21 protein-coding genes are annotated in these 21,778 nt (G+C 52.8%); 2 read left to right on the top strand and 19 right to left on the bottom strand.

The genetic code is table 11. From position 1 onward, the window contains the following. Positions 1-3: 3 nt before the first annotated feature. From ftsB to cysG, 7 genes are read right to left on the bottom strand one after another with little or no spacing between them, the layout of a single operon-like run. Positions 4-327, bottom strand: coding sequence for a cell division protein FtsB (ftsB, locus tag VH187_RS12835; RefSeq protein WP_329701833.1), 324 nt, complete (start codon positions 325-327; stop codon positions 4-6). Continuing rightward, positions 315-464: a hypothetical protein gene (locus tag VH187_RS12830; RefSeq protein WP_329701832.1), complete on the bottom strand. Its 150-nt coding sequence runs from the start codon at positions 462-464 to the stop codon at positions 315-317. Before VH187_RS12830 ends, ftsB begins: the two co-directional genes overlap by 13 nt. A gap of 14 nt (positions 465-478) precedes the next feature. Further along, positions 479-805 (bottom strand): DUF3561 family protein, encoded by a 327-nt coding sequence (locus VH187_RS12825; RefSeq protein ID WP_329701831.1) that lies wholly within the window; start codon positions 803-805, stop codon positions 479-481. A 42-nt stretch (positions 806-847) separates the two neighbouring features. After that, complete coding sequence (cysC, locus tag VH187_RS12820; RefSeq protein WP_329701830.1) at positions 848-1,453, bottom strand: adenylyl-sulfate kinase; 606 nt, start codon at positions 1,451-1,453, stop codon at positions 848-850. Continuing rightward, positions 1,453-2,883 carry a sulfate adenylyltransferase subunit CysN gene (gene cysN / locus VH187_RS12815; RefSeq protein ID WP_329701829.1) on the bottom strand — a complete coding sequence of 477 codons (1,431 nt, stop codon included), beginning with the start codon at positions 2,881-2,883 and terminating at the stop codon, positions 1,453-1,455. The genes cysC and cysN overlap by 1 nt, the downstream gene beginning before the upstream one ends. Before the next feature lie 9 nt (positions 2,884-2,892). Then, positions 2,893-3,801, bottom strand: coding sequence for a sulfate adenylyltransferase subunit CysD (gene cysD / locus VH187_RS12810; protein ID WP_329701828.1), 909 nt, complete (start codon positions 3,799-3,801; stop codon positions 2,893-2,895). A 9-nt stretch (positions 3,802-3,810) separates the two neighbouring features. Continuing rightward, the gene (cysG, locus tag VH187_RS12805; protein ID WP_329701956.1) at positions 3,811-5,217 is read right to left on the bottom strand and encodes a siroheme synthase CysG; all 1,407 of its coding nucleotides are present in this window, start codon (positions 5,215-5,217) and stop codon (positions 3,811-3,813) included. Positions 5,218-5,463: 246 nt separating this feature from the next. Between cysG and VH187_RS12800 the strand changes: the two genes are divergently transcribed. After that, on the top strand, positions 5,464-6,507 hold the full coding sequence (locus VH187_RS12800; RefSeq protein ID WP_329701827.1) for an aminopeptidase: 1,044 nt from the start codon (positions 5,464-5,466) through the stop codon (positions 6,505-6,507). Positions 6,508-6,547: 40 nt separating this feature from the next. Here VH187_RS12800 and cysH read toward each other — a convergent pair whose 3' ends face one another. The 3 genes from cysH to cysJ all read right to left on the bottom strand — a co-directional run bounded on the left by cysH (position 6,548) and on the right by cysJ (position 10,907). Beyond that, positions 6,548-7,282: a phosphoadenosine phosphosulfate reductase gene (cysH, locus tag VH187_RS12795; RefSeq protein ID WP_329701826.1), complete on the bottom strand. Its 735-nt coding sequence runs from the start codon at positions 7,280-7,282 to the stop codon at positions 6,548-6,550. Positions 7,283-7,389: 107 nt separating this feature from the next. Next, a complete protein-coding gene (gene cysI, locus VH187_RS12790) occupies positions 7,390-9,102 on the bottom strand; it encodes an assimilatory sulfite reductase (NADPH) hemoprotein subunit (protein ID WP_329701825.1) in 1,713 nt (570 codons plus the stop codon). Next, positions 9,102-10,907, bottom strand: coding sequence for an NADPH-dependent assimilatory sulfite reductase flavoprotein subunit (gene cysJ, locus VH187_RS12785; RefSeq protein ID WP_329701824.1), 1,806 nt, complete (start codon positions 10,905-10,907; stop codon positions 9,102-9,104). The genes cysI and cysJ overlap by 1 nt, the downstream gene beginning before the upstream one ends. Before the next feature lie 303 nt (positions 10,908-11,210). Here cysJ and queD point away from each other — a divergent pair, with 303 nt between their 5' ends. Further along, positions 11,211-11,576: a 6-carboxytetrahydropterin synthase QueD gene (gene queD, locus VH187_RS12780; RefSeq protein WP_329701823.1), complete on the top strand. Its 366-nt coding sequence runs from the start codon at positions 11,211-11,213 to the stop codon at positions 11,574-11,576. Positions 11,577-11,634: 58 nt separating this feature from the next. Here queD and queE read toward each other — a convergent pair whose 3' ends face one another. The 9 genes from queE to rlmD form a co-directional block, all read right to left on the bottom strand. After that, positions 11,635-12,306 carry a 7-carboxy-7-deazaguanine synthase QueE gene (queE, locus tag VH187_RS12775; RefSeq protein ID WP_329701822.1) on the bottom strand — a complete coding sequence of 224 codons (672 nt, stop codon included), beginning with the start codon at positions 12,304-12,306 and terminating at the stop codon, positions 11,635-11,637. 83 nt (positions 12,307-12,389) lie between these two features. Further along, a complete protein-coding gene (locus VH187_RS12770; RefSeq protein ID WP_329701821.1) occupies positions 12,390-12,746 on the bottom strand; it encodes a hypothetical protein in 357 nt (118 codons plus the stop codon). Beyond that, the gene (locus VH187_RS12765; protein WP_329701820.1) at positions 12,739-13,527 is read right to left on the bottom strand and encodes a DUF4225 domain-containing protein; all 789 of its coding nucleotides are present in this window, start codon (positions 13,525-13,527) and stop codon (positions 12,739-12,741) included. The genes VH187_RS12770 and VH187_RS12765 overlap by 8 nt, the downstream gene beginning before the upstream one ends. Positions 13,528-13,538: 11 nt before the next feature. Next, positions 13,539-13,856: a hypothetical protein gene (locus VH187_RS12760; protein WP_329701819.1), complete on the bottom strand. Its 318-nt coding sequence runs from the start codon at positions 13,854-13,856 to the stop codon at positions 13,539-13,541. Between the two features lie 199 nt (positions 13,857-14,055). Further along, complete coding sequence (gene eno / locus VH187_RS12755; protein ID WP_329701818.1) at positions 14,056-15,351, bottom strand: phosphopyruvate hydratase; 1,296 nt, start codon at positions 15,349-15,351, stop codon at positions 14,056-14,058. An 82-nt stretch (positions 15,352-15,433) separates the two neighbouring features. Further along, a complete protein-coding gene (pyrG, locus tag VH187_RS12750; RefSeq protein WP_329701817.1) occupies positions 15,434-17,071 on the bottom strand; it encodes a glutamine hydrolyzing CTP synthase in 1,638 nt (545 codons plus the stop codon). 223 nt (positions 17,072-17,294) lie between these two features. Then, the gene (gene mazG, locus VH187_RS12745; protein WP_329701816.1) at positions 17,295-18,086 is read right to left on the bottom strand and encodes a nucleoside triphosphate pyrophosphohydrolase; all 792 of its coding nucleotides are present in this window, start codon (positions 18,084-18,086) and stop codon (positions 17,295-17,297) included. A gap of 107 nt (positions 18,087-18,193) precedes the next feature. Beyond that, positions 18,194-20,425, bottom strand: a complete 2,232-nt coding sequence (relA, locus tag VH187_RS12740) for a GTP diphosphokinase (protein ID WP_329701815.1) — start codon at positions 20,423-20,425, stop codon at positions 18,194-18,196. A 51-nt stretch (positions 20,426-20,476) separates the two neighbouring features. After that, positions 20,477-21,775, bottom strand: a complete 1,299-nt coding sequence (rlmD, locus tag VH187_RS12735; protein ID WP_329701814.1) for a 23S rRNA (uracil(1939)-C(5))-methyltransferase RlmD — start codon at positions 21,773-21,775, stop codon at positions 20,477-20,479. Positions 21,776-21,778 lie beyond the last annotated feature (3 nt).

The raw sequence follows: 21,778 nt of genomic DNA, 5'->3' as shown, positions 1-21,778 counted from the left end.
TGATTATCGATTGTTCTGCCCCGAACTCTGATTCTGACCCTGATTGCGTTTAGACGCATCGGGCACCAGACGATAAAACGTTTCGCCCGGGCGGGTCATACTGAGTTCGTTGCGAGCGCGTTCTTCGATAGCTTCCTGACCGCCGTTGAGATCGTCAATTTCGGCGAAAAGCTGATCGTTGCGCGCTTTAAGTTTCGCGTTAGTCGCTTGCTGAGCCATCACGTCATCATTGACGCGACTGTAGTCGTGAAGACCGTTCTTGCCGAACCACAGCGAGTACTGTAGCCAGACCAACAATGCCAGCAATAGCAGCGTTAATTTACCCATCCTGCCCCCTGAAAAACGGCATCATCATCCCATAACGTGCCGGAGTGCTCTACCCAGGCCTGCGGACGATGCCGCATATCGCGGGGAATGTACCACATTTTGGCCGTGGAGTCGTAGGTCTGAATAGAAACGAACATACTGACCGCTGTGTTTAACCCAGTAGCCACAGGAACAGCAAGCCGAAGAGTGCTGCGACGGTTATCAGCGTCACCACAATACTGTAGAGGAGTTTACCGTTAACCAGCGAATGTAGCGCAATGCCAATCACCACGGAAACGGGTAGTAGCGCCAGAAAGAAGGGCCACGTGTAGAGGAAGAAGAACAGCGTATTGCTGCCATAAAACACAAACGGGATCCCGAGCGCCAATAGCCATGCAACAAAACCCACGACCGCGCCCGAGAGAGACCAGGTGGTCTCTTCGATTTCGCCGTTCATGGGTTCAGTCTGAATAATGGTCATGTTTTGGGTATTGCGCATCTCAAATCCTGTTTCTTGACTGGCCGGAAAACCGGCCCGGTCTCAGGATCTGATAATATCGTCCTGTCTCAGCAGGTCTAATAATTGGTTAATCAAATTTGTTACTAATTGTTCGCCATCAAGGTGAATTTCGGCCTTGTCCGGGGCTTCATAAACCGAGTCGATACCGGTGAAATTACGCAATTCTCCGGCGCGCGCTTTTTTATACAAACCTTTCGGATCGCGGGTTTCACACACTGACAATGGCGTATCGACAAACACTTCAATAAAGCGCCCTTCTCCCACACGCTCGCGCACCATCTGCCGTTCCGCTCGATGCGGTGAAATAAAGGCCGTCAACACAACCAAACCAGCATCCACCATCAGGTTAGCGACTTCGCCGACGCGGCGGATATTCTCTTTGCGGTCGTCGTCGCTAAAGCCTAAATCGCTACATAAGCCGTGACGCACATTGTCACCATCCAGCAGATAGGTGCTGACACCTAGCTCGTGCAACGCTTCTTCGAGCGCCCCGGCCACCGTGGATTTTCCCGAGCCGGAAAGCCCGGTGAACCACAGCACAACTCCACGGTGACCGTGGCGTTGTTCGCGCTGTTGCTGCGTAACGGGATGCGCGTGCCAGACGACGTTCTCGTCATGCTGCGCCATTACTTGCCTCCCAGTAGATCGCGTGCGCCCCAGTGCGGGAAGTGCTTACGGACCAGCGCGTTCAGTTCCAGTTCAAAGGCACTGAAATCCCCGTTATTCACGGCGGTGGTCTGCTCATGCGGTTCGCGAACCATACCCGCTCCGACGGTCACGTTAGTCAGGCGATCGATAAAAATAAGGCCGCCGGTTACCGGATTTTGCTGGTATTTATCCAGCACTAAAGGTTCGTCGAAGGTCACATCCACCAGTCCAATACCGTTCAGCGGCAGGCTGGTCACTTCGCGCTGTGTCAGGTTGTTGATATCCACCTGATACTGCACGCCGTCAACGCGGGCGCGTGTTTTCTTCCCGGCGATTTTGATTTCATAGCTTTGCCCCGGCTGGAGGGGCTGTTCAGCCATCCACACCACATCCACGCTCGCGCTTTGCACCGCAGCAATATTTTCGTTTACATCCACCAGCAGATCGCCACGACTGATGTCGATTTCATCTTTCAGCACCAGAGTGATGGCTTCTCCGGCAGCGGCCTGCTGCAAATCACCGTCAAAAGTCACGATGCGCGCAACAGCGGATTCTACGCCAGACGGCAGCACTTTTACGCGCTGACCGACACTCACCGTGCCAGACGCGAGCGTGCCCGCATAGCCACGGAAATCAAGATTCGGCCGGTTCACATACTGGACCGGGAAACGCAGCGGCTGACCCTCTACCACGCGTTTGATTTCAACAGTTTCCAGCACTTCGAGTAAAGTCGGGCCGCTGTACCACGGCATTTTATCGCTCTGGCTCGCGACGTTATCGCCTTCAAGTGCCGACAGCGGCACAAATCGGATATCCAGTTCACCCGGCAGTTGCGCGGCAAACGTCAGGTAAGCGTCTCGGATTTCATTGAATTTCGCTTCGCTGTATTCCACGAGATCCATTTTGTTTACCGCCACCACCAGGTGTTTAATACCCAGCAATGTGGAAATAAAACTGTGGCGACGAGTCTGATCGAGCACGCCTTTACGCGCGTCCATCAGCAGGATCGCTAAATCACAAGTGGAAGCACCGGTCGCCATATTACGGGTGTACTGTTCGTGGCCTGGGGTGTCGGCAATGATAAATTTGCGCTTCTCAGTTGAGAAATAGCGGTACGCAACGTCAATGGTAATGCCCTGCTCGCGCTCGGCCTGCAAGCCATCAACCAGCAGCGCCAGGTCGAGTTTTTCACCTTGGGTGCCGTGACGCTTGCTGTCATTGTGCAGCGATGAGAGCTGATCTTCGTAAATCTGGCGAGTATCGTGCAACAGGCGACCGATCAGGGTGCTTTTGCCATCATCCACGCTACCGCAGGTCAGGAAACGCAGCAGGCTTTTGTGCTGCTGCGCGTGCAGATACGCTTCCACACCGCCTTCATCGGCAATTTGTTGTGCAATCGTTGTGTTCATGGCGGCTCCTTAGAAATAACCCTGACGTTTCTTAAGCTCCATGGAGCCTGACTGGTCGCGGTCAATCATGCGGCCCTGTCGTTCACTGGTGGTCGACACCAGCATCTCTTCAATAATTTCCGGTAATGTCTGCGCCGTCGATTCCACCGCGCCGGTCAGTGGCCAGCAGCCGAGCGTGCGGAAACGCACCATCTGCTGCTTAATCACCTCACCTGGCTGCAAATTAATGCGATCGTCGTCGATCATCATCAGCATCCCGTCACGTTCCAGCACCGGGCGCGGTGCAGCCAGATACAGAGGAACGATTTCGATATTTTCCAGATAGATGTACTGCCAGATATCCAGCTCAGTCCAGTTGGAGAGCGGGAACACGCGAATGCTTTCGCCTTTGTTAATCTGACCGTTGTAGTTGTGCCACAGCTCCGGGCGCTGGTTTTTCGGATCCCAACGGTGGAAACGGTCGCGGAAAGAGTAGATACGCTCTTTGGCGCGGGACTTCTCTTCATCACGACGAGCGCCGCCGAACGCGGCATCAAAACCGTATTTGTTCAGTGCCTGTTTCAGGCCTTCGGTTTTCATGATGTCGGTATGCTTAGCGCTGCCGTGCACGAATGGGTTAATGCCCATCGCCACGCCTTCCGGATTTTTATGTACCAGCAGTTCGCAGCCATAAGCTTTGGCCGTGCGGTCGCGGAACTCGTACATCTCACGGAACTTCCAGCCGGTGTCCACATGAAGTAGCGGGAACGGCAGCGTGCCTGGATAGAACGCTTTACGCGCCAGATGCAGCATCACGCTGGAGTCTTTGCCGATGGAATACATCATCACCGGGTTAGAAAATTCTGCCGCCACCTCGCGGATGATATGGATGCTTTCCGCCTCCAGTTGACGCAGGTGAGTGAGTCGTTTTTGGTCCATAACCGTTCCTTAAGCCAGATTCACCACAGAAGAGTTAAATCCCTCCTGCTGTTGATTGTTCTGAAACCAGGCGAGTTGTTGATGCAGTTGCACCACTTCCCCCACCACCAGCAATGCTGGCATCGGGGCGTCTTTCGCCAGGCTTTCGAGTTGTTGTAAGGTTCCGACGATCACCTGCTGATCGGCGCGCGTGCCGCGGCTGATCACCGCCACTGGCGTCAGACTGTCGCGACCGTGCTTTATAAGTTGTTGGCTGATTTCCGCCGCTTTCATGGTGCCCATGTAAATCGCCAGCGTCTGACGGCTCTGCGCCAGATGCGCCCAATCAAACGGCGTGCTGTCGGCTTTGTAATGTCCGGTAACAAAGGTCGCGCTTTGTGCGTGATCGCGATGGGTCAGTGGGATGCCTGCGTAAGCGGTCGCCCCCGCCGCAGCGGTAATGCCGGGAACCACCTGGAAAGGCACACCCGCTTCGGCAGCCGCCTGGAGTTCTTCTCCACCACGACCAAAAATGAACGGGTCACCGCCTTTCAGGCGCACTACGTTTTTACCTGCCAGCGCCGCTTCAACCAGCATACGGTTGGTATCATGTTGCGGCACGCTGTGGGTGCCCGCGCGTTTGCCAACACAAATCATCTCCGCATCACGGCGCACCAGTTCGCGCACGCCTTCGCTGACAAGATGATCGTAAAACACCACATCGGCCTTCTGGATAACCTGCAATCCACGCAGCGTCAGCAGGCCTGCATCGCCAGGCCCTGCGCCGACCAGCACAATTTCACCGACGGCACGTTCAGGCTGATTCAATTCATCTTCAAGCGCCTGCTGCGCGGCAGATTCGTTGCCCGCCACCATTAAACTGGCAAAGCGCCCGGTAAATACGCGCTCCCAAAAACGGCGGCGTTCGGCCACCGTTTTCAAACGCGTTTGAATGTGATGCCGCCAGTAACTCGCCGCCTGCGCCATACGCCCGAGATTGGTCGGCAGCAGCGCTTCGATTTTTTCGCGCAATATACGCGCCAGCACGGGGGCCGTACCGCCCGAGGAGATCGCCACCAGCAAAGGCGAGCGATCGACAATCGACGGGAAGATAAAAGAGCACAGTGGCTGATTATCCACCACGTTCACCAGGCGCTGACGAGCATTCGCCGCCGCAAAAACGCGTTGGTTCAGTTCGCTGTCATCCGTGGCGGCAATGACCAGAAACACAGCGTCAATCTGTGCTTCATCGAATTCTGTGGCTAACCATTCAATGGCCTGTTGGTCTGCAAGTTCTGTCAGTTCAGCCGAGAGTTGCTGCGCGACTATGCGCACGTTTGCCCCAGCCCGCCGTAACAGCAGAATTTTTCTGGCGGCAATATCGCCACCCCCGATAACCAAAACCGGGCGGTCTTTCAGAGCGGCAAAGAGAGGCAAGTAGTCCACGGCGCTACAACTCATTCACATTCAACATAGAGGGACTATAGGGGGAGGCTCAGAGCAAATGAAATTACGAAATGGAATGAGTAGTTCCTCAAAGGAATAACACTTCAACAATGCAAAGACGAAAAAGTGCTTAACGCTCGATATTTCGCCCGTTTAGGAACAAATGAAATTGTGTTAGACCGGTCACAGTTTCATACTAGAGCGGTTTATTATTTTGCCCTGGTGTAAGGACACATTATGTTTTCCGCCCTGTGCCGCCGCCTGCTTCCCCTGGCGTTAGGCGCATGTTTTACGGCGTCATCTTTTGCTGCCTCGGTGCCAACCGGTGCCATCGCCAACCAGCAAGCGCGTTATATCGCCACTTATTTTCCGGGTCGAATGACCGGCAGCCCTGCAGAAATGCTCTCGGCGGATTACGTTCGTCAGCAGTTTGCGCAGATGGGCTATGAAAGCGATATTCGCTCCTTTAACAGCCGCTTTATTTACACCAGCAAAGACGCGCGTCAGAACTGGCATAAAATCACCGGCAGCACGGTTATCGCCGCGCACGAAGGTAAAGCCAGCCAACAGATTATCGTGATGGCGCATCTTGATACCTATGCACCGCACAGCGATTCCGATGTGGAAAACAATCTCGGTGGCCTGACGCTGCAAGGCATTGATGATAACGCCATGGGCGTGGGCGTGATGCTGGAACTGGCCGAGCGCTTGAAAAATATACCGACGGAATACAGCATCCGTTTTATCGCCACCAGCGGTGAAGAGGAAGGAAAACTCGGCGCAGCCAATCTGCTGCAACGCATGAGCGCTGCGGAAAGGAAAAACACTCTGCTGGTTATCAATCTGGATAATCTGGTGGTCGGGGACAAACTCTATTTCAATAGCGGAAAATCAACGCCCGCCTCAGTGCGTAAACTGACCCGCGACCGCGCATTGAATATTGCCCGTAGCCACGGTATTCAGGCCGCCATCAATCCAGGGTTGAACGCCCGCTATCCGAAAGGAACGGGTTGCTGTAATGACGCAGAGGTGTTTGATAATGCGGGCATTCCCGTACTTTCCGTCGAGGCCACCAACTGGTCGCTCGGCAAGAAAGACGGTTTCCAGCAGCGCGCTAAAACGCACGCCTTCCCGGACGGTACAAGCTGGCATAACGTCCGTCTCGACAACCTGCAATATATAGACAAAGCCCTGCCGGGCCGTATCGAGCACCGTGGTCGTGACGTGGTGAAAATCATGTTGCCGCTGGTGAAGGAACTGGCAAAAGCGGGGAAAGCGTAAGGCAATCAATCCGGTGACGTTTCGCCACCGGACACTTCATTCACCCTTCGTGCAATCCGCATTCACGCTTCAAACCAAAGAAACGCGTTTCTTCTTCAGCCATGCCCGGCTCCCATTTACGGGTGGTGTGGGTATCGCCGACAGAAAGATAACCCTGATCCCACAGCGGATGATATTTCAGGCCGTGTTTTTGCAGATACTGATAAACCGTGCGGTTGTCCCAGTCGATAATCGGCAGGATTTTAAACACCCCGCGCTGAATAGCCAGCACCGGTAAATTAGCCCGACTGCCAGACTGTTCACGGCGCAGGCCCGCAAACCAGGTTTGCCCGTTCAGTTCCTGCAACGCTCGGTTCATCGGCTCGACTTTGTTGATGTCATTGTATTTCTCAATGCCTTCAACGCCCTGCTCCCACAGTTTTCCGTAACGCGCTTCCTGCCACGCCGGGCTCTGTTCAGCACGGTAAATCTTGAGGTTGAGTTTCAGCTTGTCCGTCAGTTCATCAATAAACTGATAGGTTTCAGGAAACAGGTAACCCGTGTCGGTGAGGATGACCGGGATGTCCGGACGCAGTTGATTCACCAGATGCAGGCTCACCGCCGCCTGAATGCCGAAGCTGGAAGAAAGCACGTAGTCACCCGGCAGGTTTTCCAGTGCCCACGCCACGCGCGCTTCCGCGCTGAGTTTCTCCAGTTGACCGTTGGTTTCTGCAAGCGCGAGTACGCGCTCGACTTTCGGCAAGGCGTTTAAGGCGTTCAGATCGAGTACGGACATGGTTACCTCACTGTCAGGTTTTGCCGGGCGGCACTGCGTTTGCCCGGCCTACAACACATCTGATTCACGTGGGCCCGGTAAGCGCAGCGCCACCGGGCAATCGCGAATTATTCCCAGAAATCTCGCGCCGGATCGAGCACCGGACGGATGATCCCCGCACGCACAGTGAAGTCACCGAACCCTTCATCGGCTTCACGCTCTTTGGCCCAGCGTCCTACCAGTTCATCCAGCGAATCGAGAATTTCCGATTCGGTGATGTTCTCGCGATACATCCGTGGAATGCGCGTCCCCATGCGGTTGCCGCCGAGATGCAGGTTATAGCGACCCGGCGCTTTACCGACCAGGCCAACCTCGGCGAGCAGCGCACGGCCACAGCCGTTCGGGCAGCCGGTCACACGCAGAACGATATGCTCATCACCCACGCCGTGACGCGCCATCACCGCCTCCACTTTGTCGACAAACGACGGCAGGAAACGCTCGGCTTCGGCCATTGCTAACGGACAGGTCGGGAACGACACACAAGCCATCGAGTTTTCACGCTGCGGTTTGACGGCATTCATCAGGCCGTTTTCCTGCGCGAGTTTCTCAATCTTGACTTTCTGGCTTTCCGGTACGCCTGCCACAATCAGGTTCTGATTGGCGGTCAGACGGAAATCGCCTTTGTGGATCTTCGCGATTTCCAGCAAGCCGGTTTTCAATGTTTTGCCCGGATAATCCAGGATGCGGCCATTTTCAATAAACAGCGTCAGGTGCCATTTATTGTCGATGCCCTTTACCCAGCCAATGCGATCGCCACGACCGGTAAATTCATACGGGCGAATCGGCGCAAAAGTCATGCCTGCACGGCGCTCGACTTCCGCTTTGAACACGTCAACGCCGACACGTTCAAGGGTATATTTGGTTTTCGCGTTTTTCCTGTCGGTACGATTACCCCAGTCGCGCTGAGTCGTCACCACCGCTTCCGCAACAGCCAAAGTGTGTTCGAGAGGCAGGAAACCAAATTCGCTCGCGGTGCGGGCGTAGGTTTTTTTGTTGCCATGGTCGATAGACAGACCGCCGCCGACCAGCAGGTTGAAGCCCACCAGTTTGCCGTTCTCCGCCACCGCGACAAAGTTCATGTCGTTGGCATGCAGATCCACGTCGTTCTGCGGTGGGATCACTACCGTGGTTTTGAATTTACGTGGCAAGTAAGTATCGCCCAGGATCGTCTCTTCGTCGGTGGTCGCCACTTTCTCCTGATCGTGCCAGATCTCCGCATAAGCCCGGGTGCGCGGCAGCAGGTGTTCAGACAGCTTTTTCGCCCACTCGTACGCTTCCGCGTGCAGTTCGGACTCAATCGGGTTCGAAGTACAGAGCACGTTACGGTTCACGTCGTTAGCTGTCGCCAGCGCATCGAGCCCGACTTCGTGCAGCATCTGGTGCGCCGGTTTGACGTTCTTTTTCAGAATGCCATGAAACTGGAAAGTCTGGCGGTTGGTCAGACGAATACTGCCGTAAATCGTGTTGTTCTCAGCGAACTTGTCGATCGACTGCCATTGTTTGGTGGTTATGATCCCACCCGGCAGGCGGCAGCGCAGCATCATCGCATGACGCGGTTCAAGCTTCTGTTCAGCACGTTCGGCGCGGATATCGCGGTCATCCTGCTGATACATACCGTGAAAGCGGATCAGCAAGAAGTTGTCGCCATTAAAGCCGCCGGTCAGGCCTTCATTCAAATCTTCGGCGATGGTGCCACGCAGAAAGTTACTCTCTTTCTTCAGACGCTCGGCATCGGCCAGCTTACCTTCGACCACTAAAGGCCCTGGGTGTTTTTCGCTCATTAGTAGACATCTCGCTGATAACGGCGCTCAACGCGCAGCTCACTTAAATATTCGTCCGCCGCTTCGGTATCCATCGCACCAAATTCAGCAATCACTTCCAGTAAAACCTGCTCAACGTCTTTCGCCATGCGATTGGCGTCACCGCAGACATAAATGTGGGCACCGTCATTGATCCAGCGCCACAGCTCCGCGCCCTGTTGACGCAGTTTGTCCTGTACATAGACTTTTTGTTTTTGATCTCTGGACCAGGCCAGATCGATTTTGGTCAGGACACCTTCTTTCACGTAGCGCTGCCATTCCACCTGATACAGGAAGTCTTCGGTGAAATGCGGGTTACCAAAGAACAGCCAGTTTTTGCCTTCTGCGCCATCCGCCGCACGCTGCTGCATAAAGGCGCGGAACGGCGCGATGCCAGTGCCAGGGCCAATCATTATCACCGGAGTTTCCGGGTTAGCAGGCAGACGGAAATTATCGTTATGCTCAATGAACACACGCACTTCGCCATCTTCTTCTACGCGATCGGCGAGGAAACCAGACGCGCCACCTGTGCGGGCGCGGCCTTCGATGTCATAACGCACGGCCCCCACAGTGATGTGTACTTCGGTTTCCACTTCCGCTTGTGACGAGGCAATGGAATACAGGCGCGGTGTCAACGGACGCAGCAGACCGATTAACACTTCTGCATCCAGCTGTGCCGGAGAGAAACGCACCATATCGACAATCGGCGTGGTCGCGGCGTAATGCTGTAATTTGGCTTTATCACCCACCAGCGGCAACAGCGATTCGCTGCGCGTGAGCGTGGCGTAATTTTCCACGATATTGGCGGTGTTCACCGTCAGTTCGAAATGCCATTGCAGCGCTTCGCTGAGCGCCAACGTTTGACCATTCACGGTGACGGCTTCATCACCTTTCAACCACAGTAGTTCTGCCAGCTCTTTCACCAGCGCCGGATCGTTCTGATACCACACGCCCAACGCATCGCCCGGCTGATAGCGCAGCCCAGACTCAGCCAGATCAATTTCGATATGACGCACGTCTTTTTCAGAATCGCGGCCAGTGATTTTTTGGTTTACCGCCAGCGTCGCCGTCAGCGGCGCTTCTTTGGTATACGGACTGGAATGCACTTCATTGACAATACCGCTCGCCGCAGCCGCCGCCTGGGCTGGGGTTTCTTTCGGCGCACGCGCTTTCAATACGTCAACAATACGTTCGCGCCATTCTGCCGCTGCGGCCTGGTATTCAACATCAGTGTCGACGCGATCCAGCAACCGCTCCGCGCCAAGCTCAGCCAGCTTACCGTCGAAATCTTTACCCGACTGGCAGAAGAATTCATACGAGGTATCGCCCAGACCAAACACCGCAAACGCGGTGCCATTCAGCTTCGGCGCTTTTTTCGAGAACAGGAACTTGTGCAACGCCACGGCTTCTTCCGGCGGTTCGCCTTCACCTTGTGTCGACGTCACCACCACCAGCAGTTTTTCCTGGGCGATTTGTTTGAATTTATAGTCGCCTGCGTTCACCAGTTTGACGTTCAGTTTCGCCGCCAGCAGGTCGTCGCGTAACTGTTCAGCCACACGGCGCGCATTGCCCGTTTGCGAAGCGGAGATCAGTGTAATTGCTGGCGCTTCAACAGCGGCAGGCGCGGTGGCGACTACACTCCCCGGCTGCTGATTGAGCATGCCCCAGAAATAGCCAGAAACCCAGGCGAGCTGAGTCGGTGAAAGATCGGTGGTGGCCGCCTGCAGGCGTGCCAGTTGCTCCGGGTTCAGCGGAAGCAAAGCGGAAGGTGGGGCCTGTGTCGTCATGCGTCGTTATGTTCCAGTAGCAAAGCTTTTTATTATCGTAATAACGTAAGTGAAAGTAAGGTTAACGGCTGGAATAATAACAATTAAAGAAGGGTTGGAAATAATAAATAACCAAATGGACTAACCTGTTTTGCTTGTCTTATTTATCGCTAAAACAGGTTAATTAACCCATTGATAAAAAACAATTTTCATCTCGGCTATCACCAGTGGAGGCAAACCCACTTTAAATGGCGGTTTTAGTTAATGCGAAAAAAGGCGCATTGCTGTAAGATTCGCCGGTTTTTTCCGCATTATTGAGAGTTCATGATGTCCACCACCCTGTTTAAAGATTTCATCTTCGAAGCCGCTCACCACCTGCCACATGTTCCGGAAGGTCATAAGTGCGGACGCCTGCACGGTCACTCCTTTATGGTTCGTCTGGAAATTACCGGCGACGTAGACCCGCACACGGGCTGGATCATGGATTTTTCCGAGCTAAAAGCGGCGTTCAAGCCGACCTACGACAGACTCGATCATTACTATCTGAACGATATTCCTGGCCTCGAAAATCCGACCAGCGAAGTGCTGTCAAAGTGGATTTGGGATCAGATGAAACCGCTGGTGCCACTGTTGAGCGCGGTCATGATCAAAGAAACCTGCACGGCGGGTTGCGTCTATCGCGGCGAGTGATCGTTGAAAGGCATTGATGCCAAATGCAAAAAGCCCGGTGAATTAACCGGGCATTTTTTTAGGCGATATTCAGGTATTTGTGCGTCTGCATCGACAACCGCCAGTTGCGGGCGATACAGGTTTCAATGCACAGGCGGGTCGCATCTTCTTTCTGGCTGATCGGCTGTAAGGCGATCACTCGCTGTTTATCGTCGCTCAGCGTGTCTAATAATTCGTCCAGCGCTTCGATATCACGTACACGCCCGACAGGATGCTTGATTTCATCAGCGCGATGCAGCGCCTGTGAAAGCACTTCATAGCCCCCGCGCATATTCACTTTAGGCGATACTGTTACCCACGTGGCATGTGAACAACGCACTTCATGCGTGCCGCTGGTTTCAATCTGACAGCTATAACCGTTGTGCTCAAGCAGCGTCGTCAGTGGGGTTAAATCATGAATACACGGCTCACCGCCCGTGATCACCACGTGACGCGCGGTCCAACCCTGACGGGTGATTGCGGTCAGCAGATCTTCCGCCGTGCCCGCGCCCCATTTGTCGCTTTCTTTGGTTTTCGCCAGAATGCTGAACAGAGACACTTCCCGATCTTCCAGCATGTCCCAGGTATGTTTGGTATCGCACCACGCACAGCCAACCGGGCATCCCTGTAGTCGAATAAAAATGGCGGGAACGCCGGTAAAGTAACCCTCGCCTTGCAGGGTCTGGAACATTTCATTAATCGGGTACTGCATAGTCATCTCTGTGAAAGGAGTAAAGTGTAAGTATCGCAGATTTAGGCCATCAGAGCGAGGCAAGCGGCTGTGGGGCAGCGGCTTTACAATGTCTTCAGCCCGCGATAAATCCTCAACATTTTCCAGTAACCTTTATGGAAACGGCCAAATAATTCCACAACGGTGAAAGTCCCCCCAAATATCAGCAAAGCGACAGGTAGTTCGCTGAGATCGCCAATGGCTATTGACCCAAGAAAGAAAACCATAACCCCAAAAAGAGCAATATCTGCATTGAGTATGCTGGCGTCTTTCATTCGGTAAGCGCTTTGAAGACTAATTCCTTTCTCCCTCGCTTCGATAATCAGCCTTTCAGCCTTATATTCCGTAAGTCCTAATGCCATCATCTTAGTGATCAAAAGTTGATCTGCAGAAGCGTTGTTTTTGCGGTTGCATTCATTCATCTTTTAATTCCGCCCACTCAGTATCACTGCGTCCCATAAGTTGATATATTGAGAAACTGCTAGATGAATCACCGACCACTTCATTTACACCTTCAGCAACACTTAATGTTCGCCAACTTCGGATGTAATCTTCTCTGATATAATATAATAGTTTCCAGGCCTCAGGCTTTAATGTGAGCATTGATGCCGATCCAACTGAAAGCCCTATATCGCCCACCGAAAAAGCTATATCGCCATTTTTAACTGTTCCACCAAGTAAACCAGCAATAGAACGGTAGACATTTCTAAGTGGCATCAAGTTCGGTTCTTCATGAGTAACAAGGTAGTAACCATTTTCCCACATATTTTCTGTCCCATGCAGGAGTAAAGCTGCCCCATACGTTTTACATGCGGCACCAAGGTTTAGTTTGCATATCCCCACTCCGCCAATAGATTGCATAACCCCTCCAATAAATCCCACATCTTTAAGAACTATTGTCGATATAGCGTGCCGTTGCTCCTCACGTTGAGCGATGACATAAAGCCGGATTTTACCCATTTGCAGTTTCATGTTATTTTCTTGAAGCATCCGGTATTGCTGAATCAGATTTTCCATCGCCTGCCCAAAAGTAACTCGTCCTCTTTTATAATCGTCGATGTAAGACAGGGAAAATTTTCTTTGCTCCTTCGCAAATTTATTACGAAGCGACAGATCATTTAAATATCTTGACTCCAAACTAAATAACAGACTGTTGATTTTTTCACGTTCTCTTTCCAGGCTCATCAATCCATAACTGTCCATAATCTACCTTATCATTTCCCTCTAAGGGCCCATTGTATTTTAAAACTTATAAAACAGTTCTTAAAAAAAGGAGTGAAAAACAAGGAAAGTAATGCTACGAAATACCATAAGAATACGCCTTCAATCATTGACTCGAGATCGTAACTACACAATGAGAAAATTAAACCGAGTAAAAGTGCTACCGACCATGCATAATACTTCCATGTATATACAAAAAACATTCGGCTAACTGATATTTCTTTGCGCTTCGCCATTTTAACCAACCGCATGGCTTCCCATTCTTTCAATCCAGCTTTAACCAATAAGCGTTCAATACTTTCCGTATCCATACAATTAGCCTTGTTTTATCCCTTTTACGGCCAAACGGTAACGTAGATAGTGAACGTAAAATGTGAAAGTTATCAAAGTTGCTGAGCATAGAACTAAATTTCAGAATTTATCAAGAATGACAAATAAGGGATCCGAACGCCATTTTCAGATACAAAAAAACCCGCCGAAGCGGGTTTTTCTTAAGAGCGAAAGTCAGAATTACTGACCTTTGATCTCTTTACGACCGTTGTACGGTGCTTTTTCACCCAGCGCTTCTTCGATACGAATCAGCTGGTTGTATTTAGCAACGCGGTCAGAACGGCTCATAGAACCGGTTTTGATCTGGCCTGCAGCAGTACCGACCGCCAGGTCAGCGATGGTTGCATCTTCAGTTTCACCTGAACGGTGAGAGATGACAGCCGTGTAGCCAGCGTCTTTAGCCATCTTGATTGCAGCCAGAGTTTCGGTCAGAGAACCGATCTGGTTGAATTTGATCAGGATGGAGTTAACGATGCCTTTGTCGATACCTTCTTTCAGGATCTTGGTGTTGGTTACGAACAGATCGTCACCCACCAGCTGGATTTTGTCGCCCAGTACTTTGGTCTGGTATGCGAAACCATCCCAGTCAGATTCGTCCAGGCCATCTTCGATGGAAACGATCGGATACTGTTTAGTCAGATCTTCCAGGAAGTGAGTGAATTCTTCGGAGGTGAATGCTTTGTTGCCTTCGCCAGCCAGAACGTATTTACCGTCTTTGTAGAATTCAGACGCTGCACAGTCCATCGCCAGGGTGATGTCTTTGCCCAGCTCGTAGCCTGCTGCTTTAACGGCTTCAGCAATAACAGCCAGTGCTTCAGCGTTGGAACCCAGGTTTGGCGCATAGCCACCTTCGTCACCAACAGCAGTACCCATACCTTTGGACTTCAGAACCTTAGCCAGGGTGTGGAATACTTCAGAACCCATACGGATGGCTTCTTTCAGCGTTTTAGCACCAACAGGTTGAATCATGAACTCCTGGATATCAACGTTGTTGTCTGCGTGCTCGCCACCGTTGATGATGTTCATCATCGGAACCGGCATAGAGTATTTGCCTGGAGTACCGTTCAGTTCAGCAATGTGTTCGAACAGCGGCTGACCTTTAGAAGCAGCAGCAGCTTTGGCGTTAGCCAGAGACACAGCCAGGATCGCGTTTGCGCCGAAGTTAGATTTGTTTTCGGTACCGTCCAGATCGATCATGATCTTGTCGATGCCAGCCTGATCTTTGGCATCTTTGCCAAGGATTGCCTGAGCGATCGGGCCGTTTACCGCGCCAACTGCTTTCAGTACGCCTTTACCCAAGTAACGGGATTTGTCGCCATCGCGCAGTTCCAGTGCTTCACGGGAACCAGTAGAAGCGCCTGATGGTGCTGCTGCCATACCGACGAAACCGCCTTCCAGGTGAACTTCAGCTTCAACAGTCGGGTTACCACGGGAGTCGATGATTTCACGACCGATGACTTTAACAATTTTGGACATATAGGTTTTCCTCAAGTCACAACGTTAACTAAAACTCCAGACAAACAACGCCCCAACCAGGGGCGCTGCCGTTCTAACTTTTTTACTTCGCCTGACGTTTCTGGTAATCGCTGGCGGCTTTCACAAAGCCTGCAAACAGCGGATGCCCATCACGCGGCGTAGAAGTAAATTCCGGATGGAACTGACAGGCAACGAACCATGGATGATTCGGCACCTCGATGATCTCGACCAACTGATCATCCCCGGAACGGCCTGCAACACGCAGACCCGCAGCTTCAATCTGTTTCAACAGCATATTGTTGACTTCATAGCGGTGACGGTGACGCTCGGTGATAGTCTCTTCGCCGTACATCTTGCGAACCAGGCTGTCGTCGCTAAGCTGGCAGGCCTGAGCCCCCAGACGCATAGTGCCGCCGAGATCGCTTTTCTCAGTACGCACTTCGACATTGCCGTCTTCGTCACGCCATTCGGTAATCAGAGCCACAACCGGGTACTTACAGTCTGGCACAAATTCCGTTGAGTTGGCGTTTTCCATCCCGACTACGTTACGAGCGAACTCGATCAACGCAACCTGCATACCCAGGCAAATGCCCAGATAAGGAATATTGTTTTCACGCGCAAAGCGTGCGGTGGCAATCTTACCTTCAACACCACGGTAGCCGAAGCCGCCAGGGATCAGAATAGCATCAAGATCTTTCAGGATTTCAACACCACGCGTTTCAACATCTTGTGAATCAATCAGCTTGATGTTGACGGTCACGCGGTTCTTCAACCCACCGTGTTTCAGCGCTTCGATAACTGACTTATAGGCATCTGGCAGTTCAATGTACTTGCCGATCATACCGATAGTCACTTCGCCTGCCGGGTTAGCTTCTTCGTAGATAACCTGTTCCCATTCTGACAGATTAGCTTCCGGACAGTTCAAGCTGAATCGTTTACAAATATAATCGTCCAGGCCCTGTGATTTCAACAGGCCCGGGATTTTATAAATGGAATCGACGTCTTTCATCGAGATAACAGCTTTTTCTGGAACGTTACAGAACAATGCAATTTTGGCACGTTCATTGGCCGGAACGGCACGATCGGAGCGGCAAATCAGGATATCTGGCTGGATCCCGATGGAGAGCAATTCTTTCACGGAGTGCTGAGTCGGTTTGGTTTTGACTTCACCCGCAGCAGCCAGATAAGGCACCAGCGTCAGGTGCATAAACAGCGCGTGTTCGCGGCCGATATCCACAGCCAACTGGCGAATCGCTTCGAGGAACGGCAGGGATTCGATATCGCCGACAGTACCGCCGATTTCGACCAGCACGACGTCGTGACCTTCGCCACCAGCAAGTACGCGCTCTTTGATAGCATTGGTGATGTGCGGGATAACCTGAACGGTCGCGCCAAGATAGTCGCCACGGCGCTCTTTACGCAGTACGTCAGAGTAGATACGACCCGTGGTGAAGTTGTTACGGCGAGTCATTTTGGTGCGAATGAAACGCTCGTAGTGACCCAGGTCCAGGTCAGTTTCAGCGCCGTCTTCAGTAACGAACACTTCACCGTGCTGAATAGGACTCATGGTGCCCGGATCGACGTTGATATACGGATCCAGTTTCATCATGGTCACATTGAGGCCACGGGCTTCGAGAATGGCTGCGAGGGAAGCGGCTGCAATGCCTTTACCCAGAGAGGATACGACCCCGCCGGTCACAAAAATATAGTTCGTTGTCATGCTGAACCTGAGAAGTTAGGTTGGAATGATGGAATAACCAGGACGGGAAAGTAGTATACCGGAACACGGCGAGCGCCACAAATATTCATTCTCCGTCTCCATTCCAGGCTCAGACACACATAAGGAGTGAGAAAATAGCTCCTTTTGGGTAAATGTTTTTGACGCAAATCAATCGCTTGTCATTTTAAAAATCACACAAATCGTGTTTTATCGCAAAAAAACGTTAGAGATCATATTCCTGTCGTTTTACCTCTTGCCATACGCCTTCCATGGTTTCCAGGTCGATTCCCGTCATTTCAAGGCCTCGCTCGGCAACAATTCGCTCCACTTCACGGAAACGACGCTCGAATTTCAGGTTCGCTTTTTGCAGTGCGGTTTCGGCTTTCACCCCTAAATGGCGGGATAAGTTGACCGTCGCAAACAGCAAGTCGCCCATTTCCTCTTCCAGCTTTGCTTCGTCGACCACCGCCTGCTTGGCTTCGTGCATCACTTCGTCGATTTCTTCATAGACTTTGTCGAGCACCGGGCCGAGTGAAGTCCAGTCGAAACCGACAGTCGATACACGTTTCTGGATTTTATGTGAACGCATCAGCGCAGGCAGGCTGTGGGGGATATCGTCAACAGCGGAATGTTGAGCTTTTTCGGCGCGTTCGGCGGTTTTAATTTGTTCCCAACGCTCCAGCACTTCACGGCTATTGGCCGCATTCGCGTCACCGAAAATATGTGGATGACGACGCTCTAATTTGTCGCTGATAGCCGCGCAAATGTCGTTAAAGTCAAAGCGCCCTTCTTCCTGCGCCATTTGTGCATAAAACACCACCTGGAACAGCAAATCGCCAAGCTCACCGCGCAGATCGTCAAAATCTTCACGGTTGATGGCATCCAGCACTTCGTAGGTTTCTTCGAGGGTGTACGGCGCGATGGTGGCGAAGGTCTGCTCTTTGTCCCACGGACAGCCGCTTTGCGGGTCGCGCAGACGTTGCATAATGCCGAGCAGGCGGTCGATTTGATTCATGATAGTGTCCTGAAAAATGTCGGGTGGCGCTGACGCTTACCCGACCTACGTGAGATCGTAGCCCCGACAAGCAACGCGCCGCCGGGGAAGATAGCAGAAAAGCAGCGTTACCCGCCGTGCAGACGTCGGGCGTCAATCACATCCGGCACCTGGTTCAGTTTGCCGAGCACCCGGCCCAGCACCTGCAGGTTGTAGATTTCGATGGTCATATCGATGGTCGCGAGCTGCTGCTTGGTATCGCTGCGGCTCGCCACGCCCAGCACGTTGACCTTCTCGTTGGCAAGGATGGTGGTGATATCGCGCAACAAACCGCTGCGGTCATTGGCCTGCACGCGCACCACCAACGAATAACCGGCTGAGTAACTTTCGCCCCAGACAGCATCAACAATACGCTCTGGCGCATGGGATTGCAGTTCAACCAGCTGATCACAATCCGCACGGTGCACAGAAATCCCACGCCCTTGAGTGATAAAGCCGACAATTTCATCGCCCGGAATGGGCTGGCAACAGCGTGCAATGTGATGCATCAGATTGCCGACCCCTTCCACCACCACGCGACCATCATCTTTCTTACGGCTCTGCGGGTTGTAGGTTTTCTGCTGCAACTGCTTGAGCGCCGCAGCGTCCTGTTCGGCAGCACTCGGCTTGTTGAACTGCGATTGAAGGAAGTTCACCATCTGGTTGAGGCGAATATCACCGCCGCCAATCGCGGCCAGCAGTTCATCAATCTCATTGAAGTTGTAGCGCGGCAGCAGATGCTTCTCGGCTTCCTTCAGGCTTATCCCCAGGCGTTCCAGTTCATCGTCCAAGATCTGACGCCCGGCGAGAATATTTTTGTCGCGATCCTGTTTGCGGAACCAGGCGTGGATCTTCGCGCGCGCGCGGCTGGTGTTAACGTATCCCAGGTTCGGATTTAGCCAGTCGCGGCTTGGGTTCGGCTGTTTCTGGGTGATGATTTCAATCTGATCGCCCATCTGCAACTGATAGGTGAAGGGGACAATGCGCCCACCGATTTTGGCGCCGATGCAGCGATGCCCCACATCACTGTGGATATGATAGGCAAAATCAAGCGGCGTTGAACCGGTCGGCAAGTCTACTACATCGCCTTTCGGGGTAAACACATAGACGCGGTCGTCGAACACCTGACTGCGCACTTCGTCGAGCATTTCGCCCGAATCGGCCATCTCTTCCTGCCACGCAATCAGCTTACGCAGCCAGGCTATGCGGTCTTCGTGACCGCGAGCGCCGCTGGACGCCGCGCCCTCTTTGTATTTCCAGTGCGCCGCCACGCCAAGCTCTGATTCTTCATGCATCTGACGCGTACGGATCTGGATTTCAACCGTCTTTCCACCCGGACCTAACACCACGGTGTGGATTGACTGATAGCCGTTCGGTTTTGGGTTGGCGACGTAGTCGTCGAACTCATCCGGCAAGTGACGAAAATGGGTATGCACGATGCCCAGTGCGGCGTAGCAGTCCTGCAAACGTTCAGCGACAATACGCACCGCACGCACGTCAAACAGCTCATCAAATTGCAGATGCTTCTTCTGCATTTTGCGCCAGATACTGTAGATGTGCTTTGGTCGGCCGTACACTTCCGCCCGCACGCCCTCTTCTTTGATGGAGGCGCGCAACGTCCCGACAAATTCGTCGATGTAGTGCTCGCGATCGATACGGCGCTCGTGTAGCAGCTTGGCGATGCGCTTGTATTCGTCAGGATGCAGGTAGCGGAAGCAGTAATCTTCCAGCTCCCATTTCAGTTGACCGATACCGAGGCGGTTCGCGAGCGGCGCATAAATGTTGGTACATTCTTTTGCCGCCAGGACGCGTTCATCTTCCGGCGCGTCCTTCACTTCACGCAAGTGAGCTATTCGTTCGGCGAGTTTGATGACCACGCAACGGAAATCATCGACCATCGCCAGCAGCATGCGGCGAACGTTATCGACCTGTTCGGAAGAGACGGAATCGTTATGAGCGGCTTTCAGCTGACGAATCGCAGCCATATCGCGCACGCCGTGGATAAGCGTCACGATGGATTTGCCCACGGCAGCTTCGAGCGTTTCTTCACTGACGACTTCGCCGACCACCAACGGGAACAGCAGTGCCGCCCGCAGTGAATCGATGTCCATGTTGAGCATAGAGAGGATTTCAACCATCTCGACACCGCGCCACAACAGTGCGTCAGCATCAGGATGATCGAGAGTTTGTTCGCGACAATAGGTCCATGTCTCGGCTAAGCGTTCACACGACTGCTGGCTGGAAATTCCCAGGCTTGCTATCCATTTAACCGGATCAAACTCCCCAGCTTTATTAATATGTGCACTGCGTACCGCAACCATTGTCCTCTCCTTTAGGGACTGGGCCTGTCGGATTCGACAAGCCTTGATTCATTATTGGTGCTCAAACAGCACCATCGACTCCAGGTGCCCAGTGTGCGGGAACATGTCCAGCATTGCCAGACGCTGAATTTGATAGCCCGCCGCCAAAAGCACTTCACTGTCTCGCGCGAGCGTCGCGGGATTACAGGATACATACACCACGCGCTTGGGCGCTAATTTTACAACATGCTGCATCACGCCTGGTGCGCCTGCACGCGCAGGATCGAGTAAAATTTTGTCAAAGCCGTTTTTCGCCCAGGCCTGCAGAGTGACATCATCTTCAAGGTTCTCGTGAAAGAATGTCACATTGTGCAAACCATTATGTTCCGCGTTCTGTTGGCCTTTTTCGACCAATGCGGGCACGCCTTCCACGCCAACCACGTTGGCCGCACGTTTCGCCAGCGGCAACGTGAAGTTGCCCATCCCGCAAAACAGATCCAGCACGCGGTCTTCGGGCTGAATATCCAGCCACGCCAGTGCGGTTGCGACCATTTGCTGATTTACGCCGTCGTTGACCTGAATAAAGTCTCGCGGGCTGAACGTTAAGCGTAGCCCGTCTGAACTGTACCAGGGCAATTCGCCGCTCACCTGTTCAACGCTATCACTTTGCGGTGCCAGCCACAGCGCAAGCTGATGTAAATGCGAGAACTGTTCCAGTTTTGCTTTATCTGCCGCAGAAAGTGGCGCGGTATGACGCAGCACCATCAGTGGGCCGTTGTCAGCCTGTACCAGTTCCACATGTCCAAGATGACGAACACCCGTCAGCCCGCTGAGGCATTCGCGCAACGCAGGCAGTAATGCTTCAAGAGTGGGCACCAAAACAGGGCATTGCGTCACTTCGACGATGTCATTCGAACCCGACTTGCGAAAACCCATCTGCAAGTATTGGGTTTTCGGCTGATAATTCAAACTCAAGCGTGCGCGGCGGCGATAGCCCCACGGTGACGCAGCAAGAATGTCGTCAACCTCACGCTTCATCAGACGCGCCAGCGCGGCTTGCTTACTACGTTGCTGGAGGGGCACGCTGGCATGTTGCTGCTGACAGCCGCCACACACGCCAAAATGCGGGCAGCGGGGCTTTTCACGTTCAGCGCTGTCGTTAAGTCGACGTTTTACCTGCCCACGCGCATACTGTTTTTTATCTTCTGTAATCTTAATTTCAGCACGTTCATCGGGAAGCAACCCGTTGATAAACAGCGTTTTCCCGTTATGGCGCGCAACCCCCTGACCGAAAAGGTCAAGGTCGCTTACCGTCACGGTTATGATCTCGCGCGTCGTCACGCGGCGTTTTGCAGAGTAGAATTGCGCCATTCA

Origin of the sequence: Scandinavium sp. (assembly GCF_036271055.1) — a bacterium.
GTDB lineage: Bacteria > Pseudomonadota > Gammaproteobacteria > Enterobacterales > Enterobacteriaceae > Scandinavium.
This window is presented reverse-complemented; position numbering and strand designations above follow the sequence as displayed.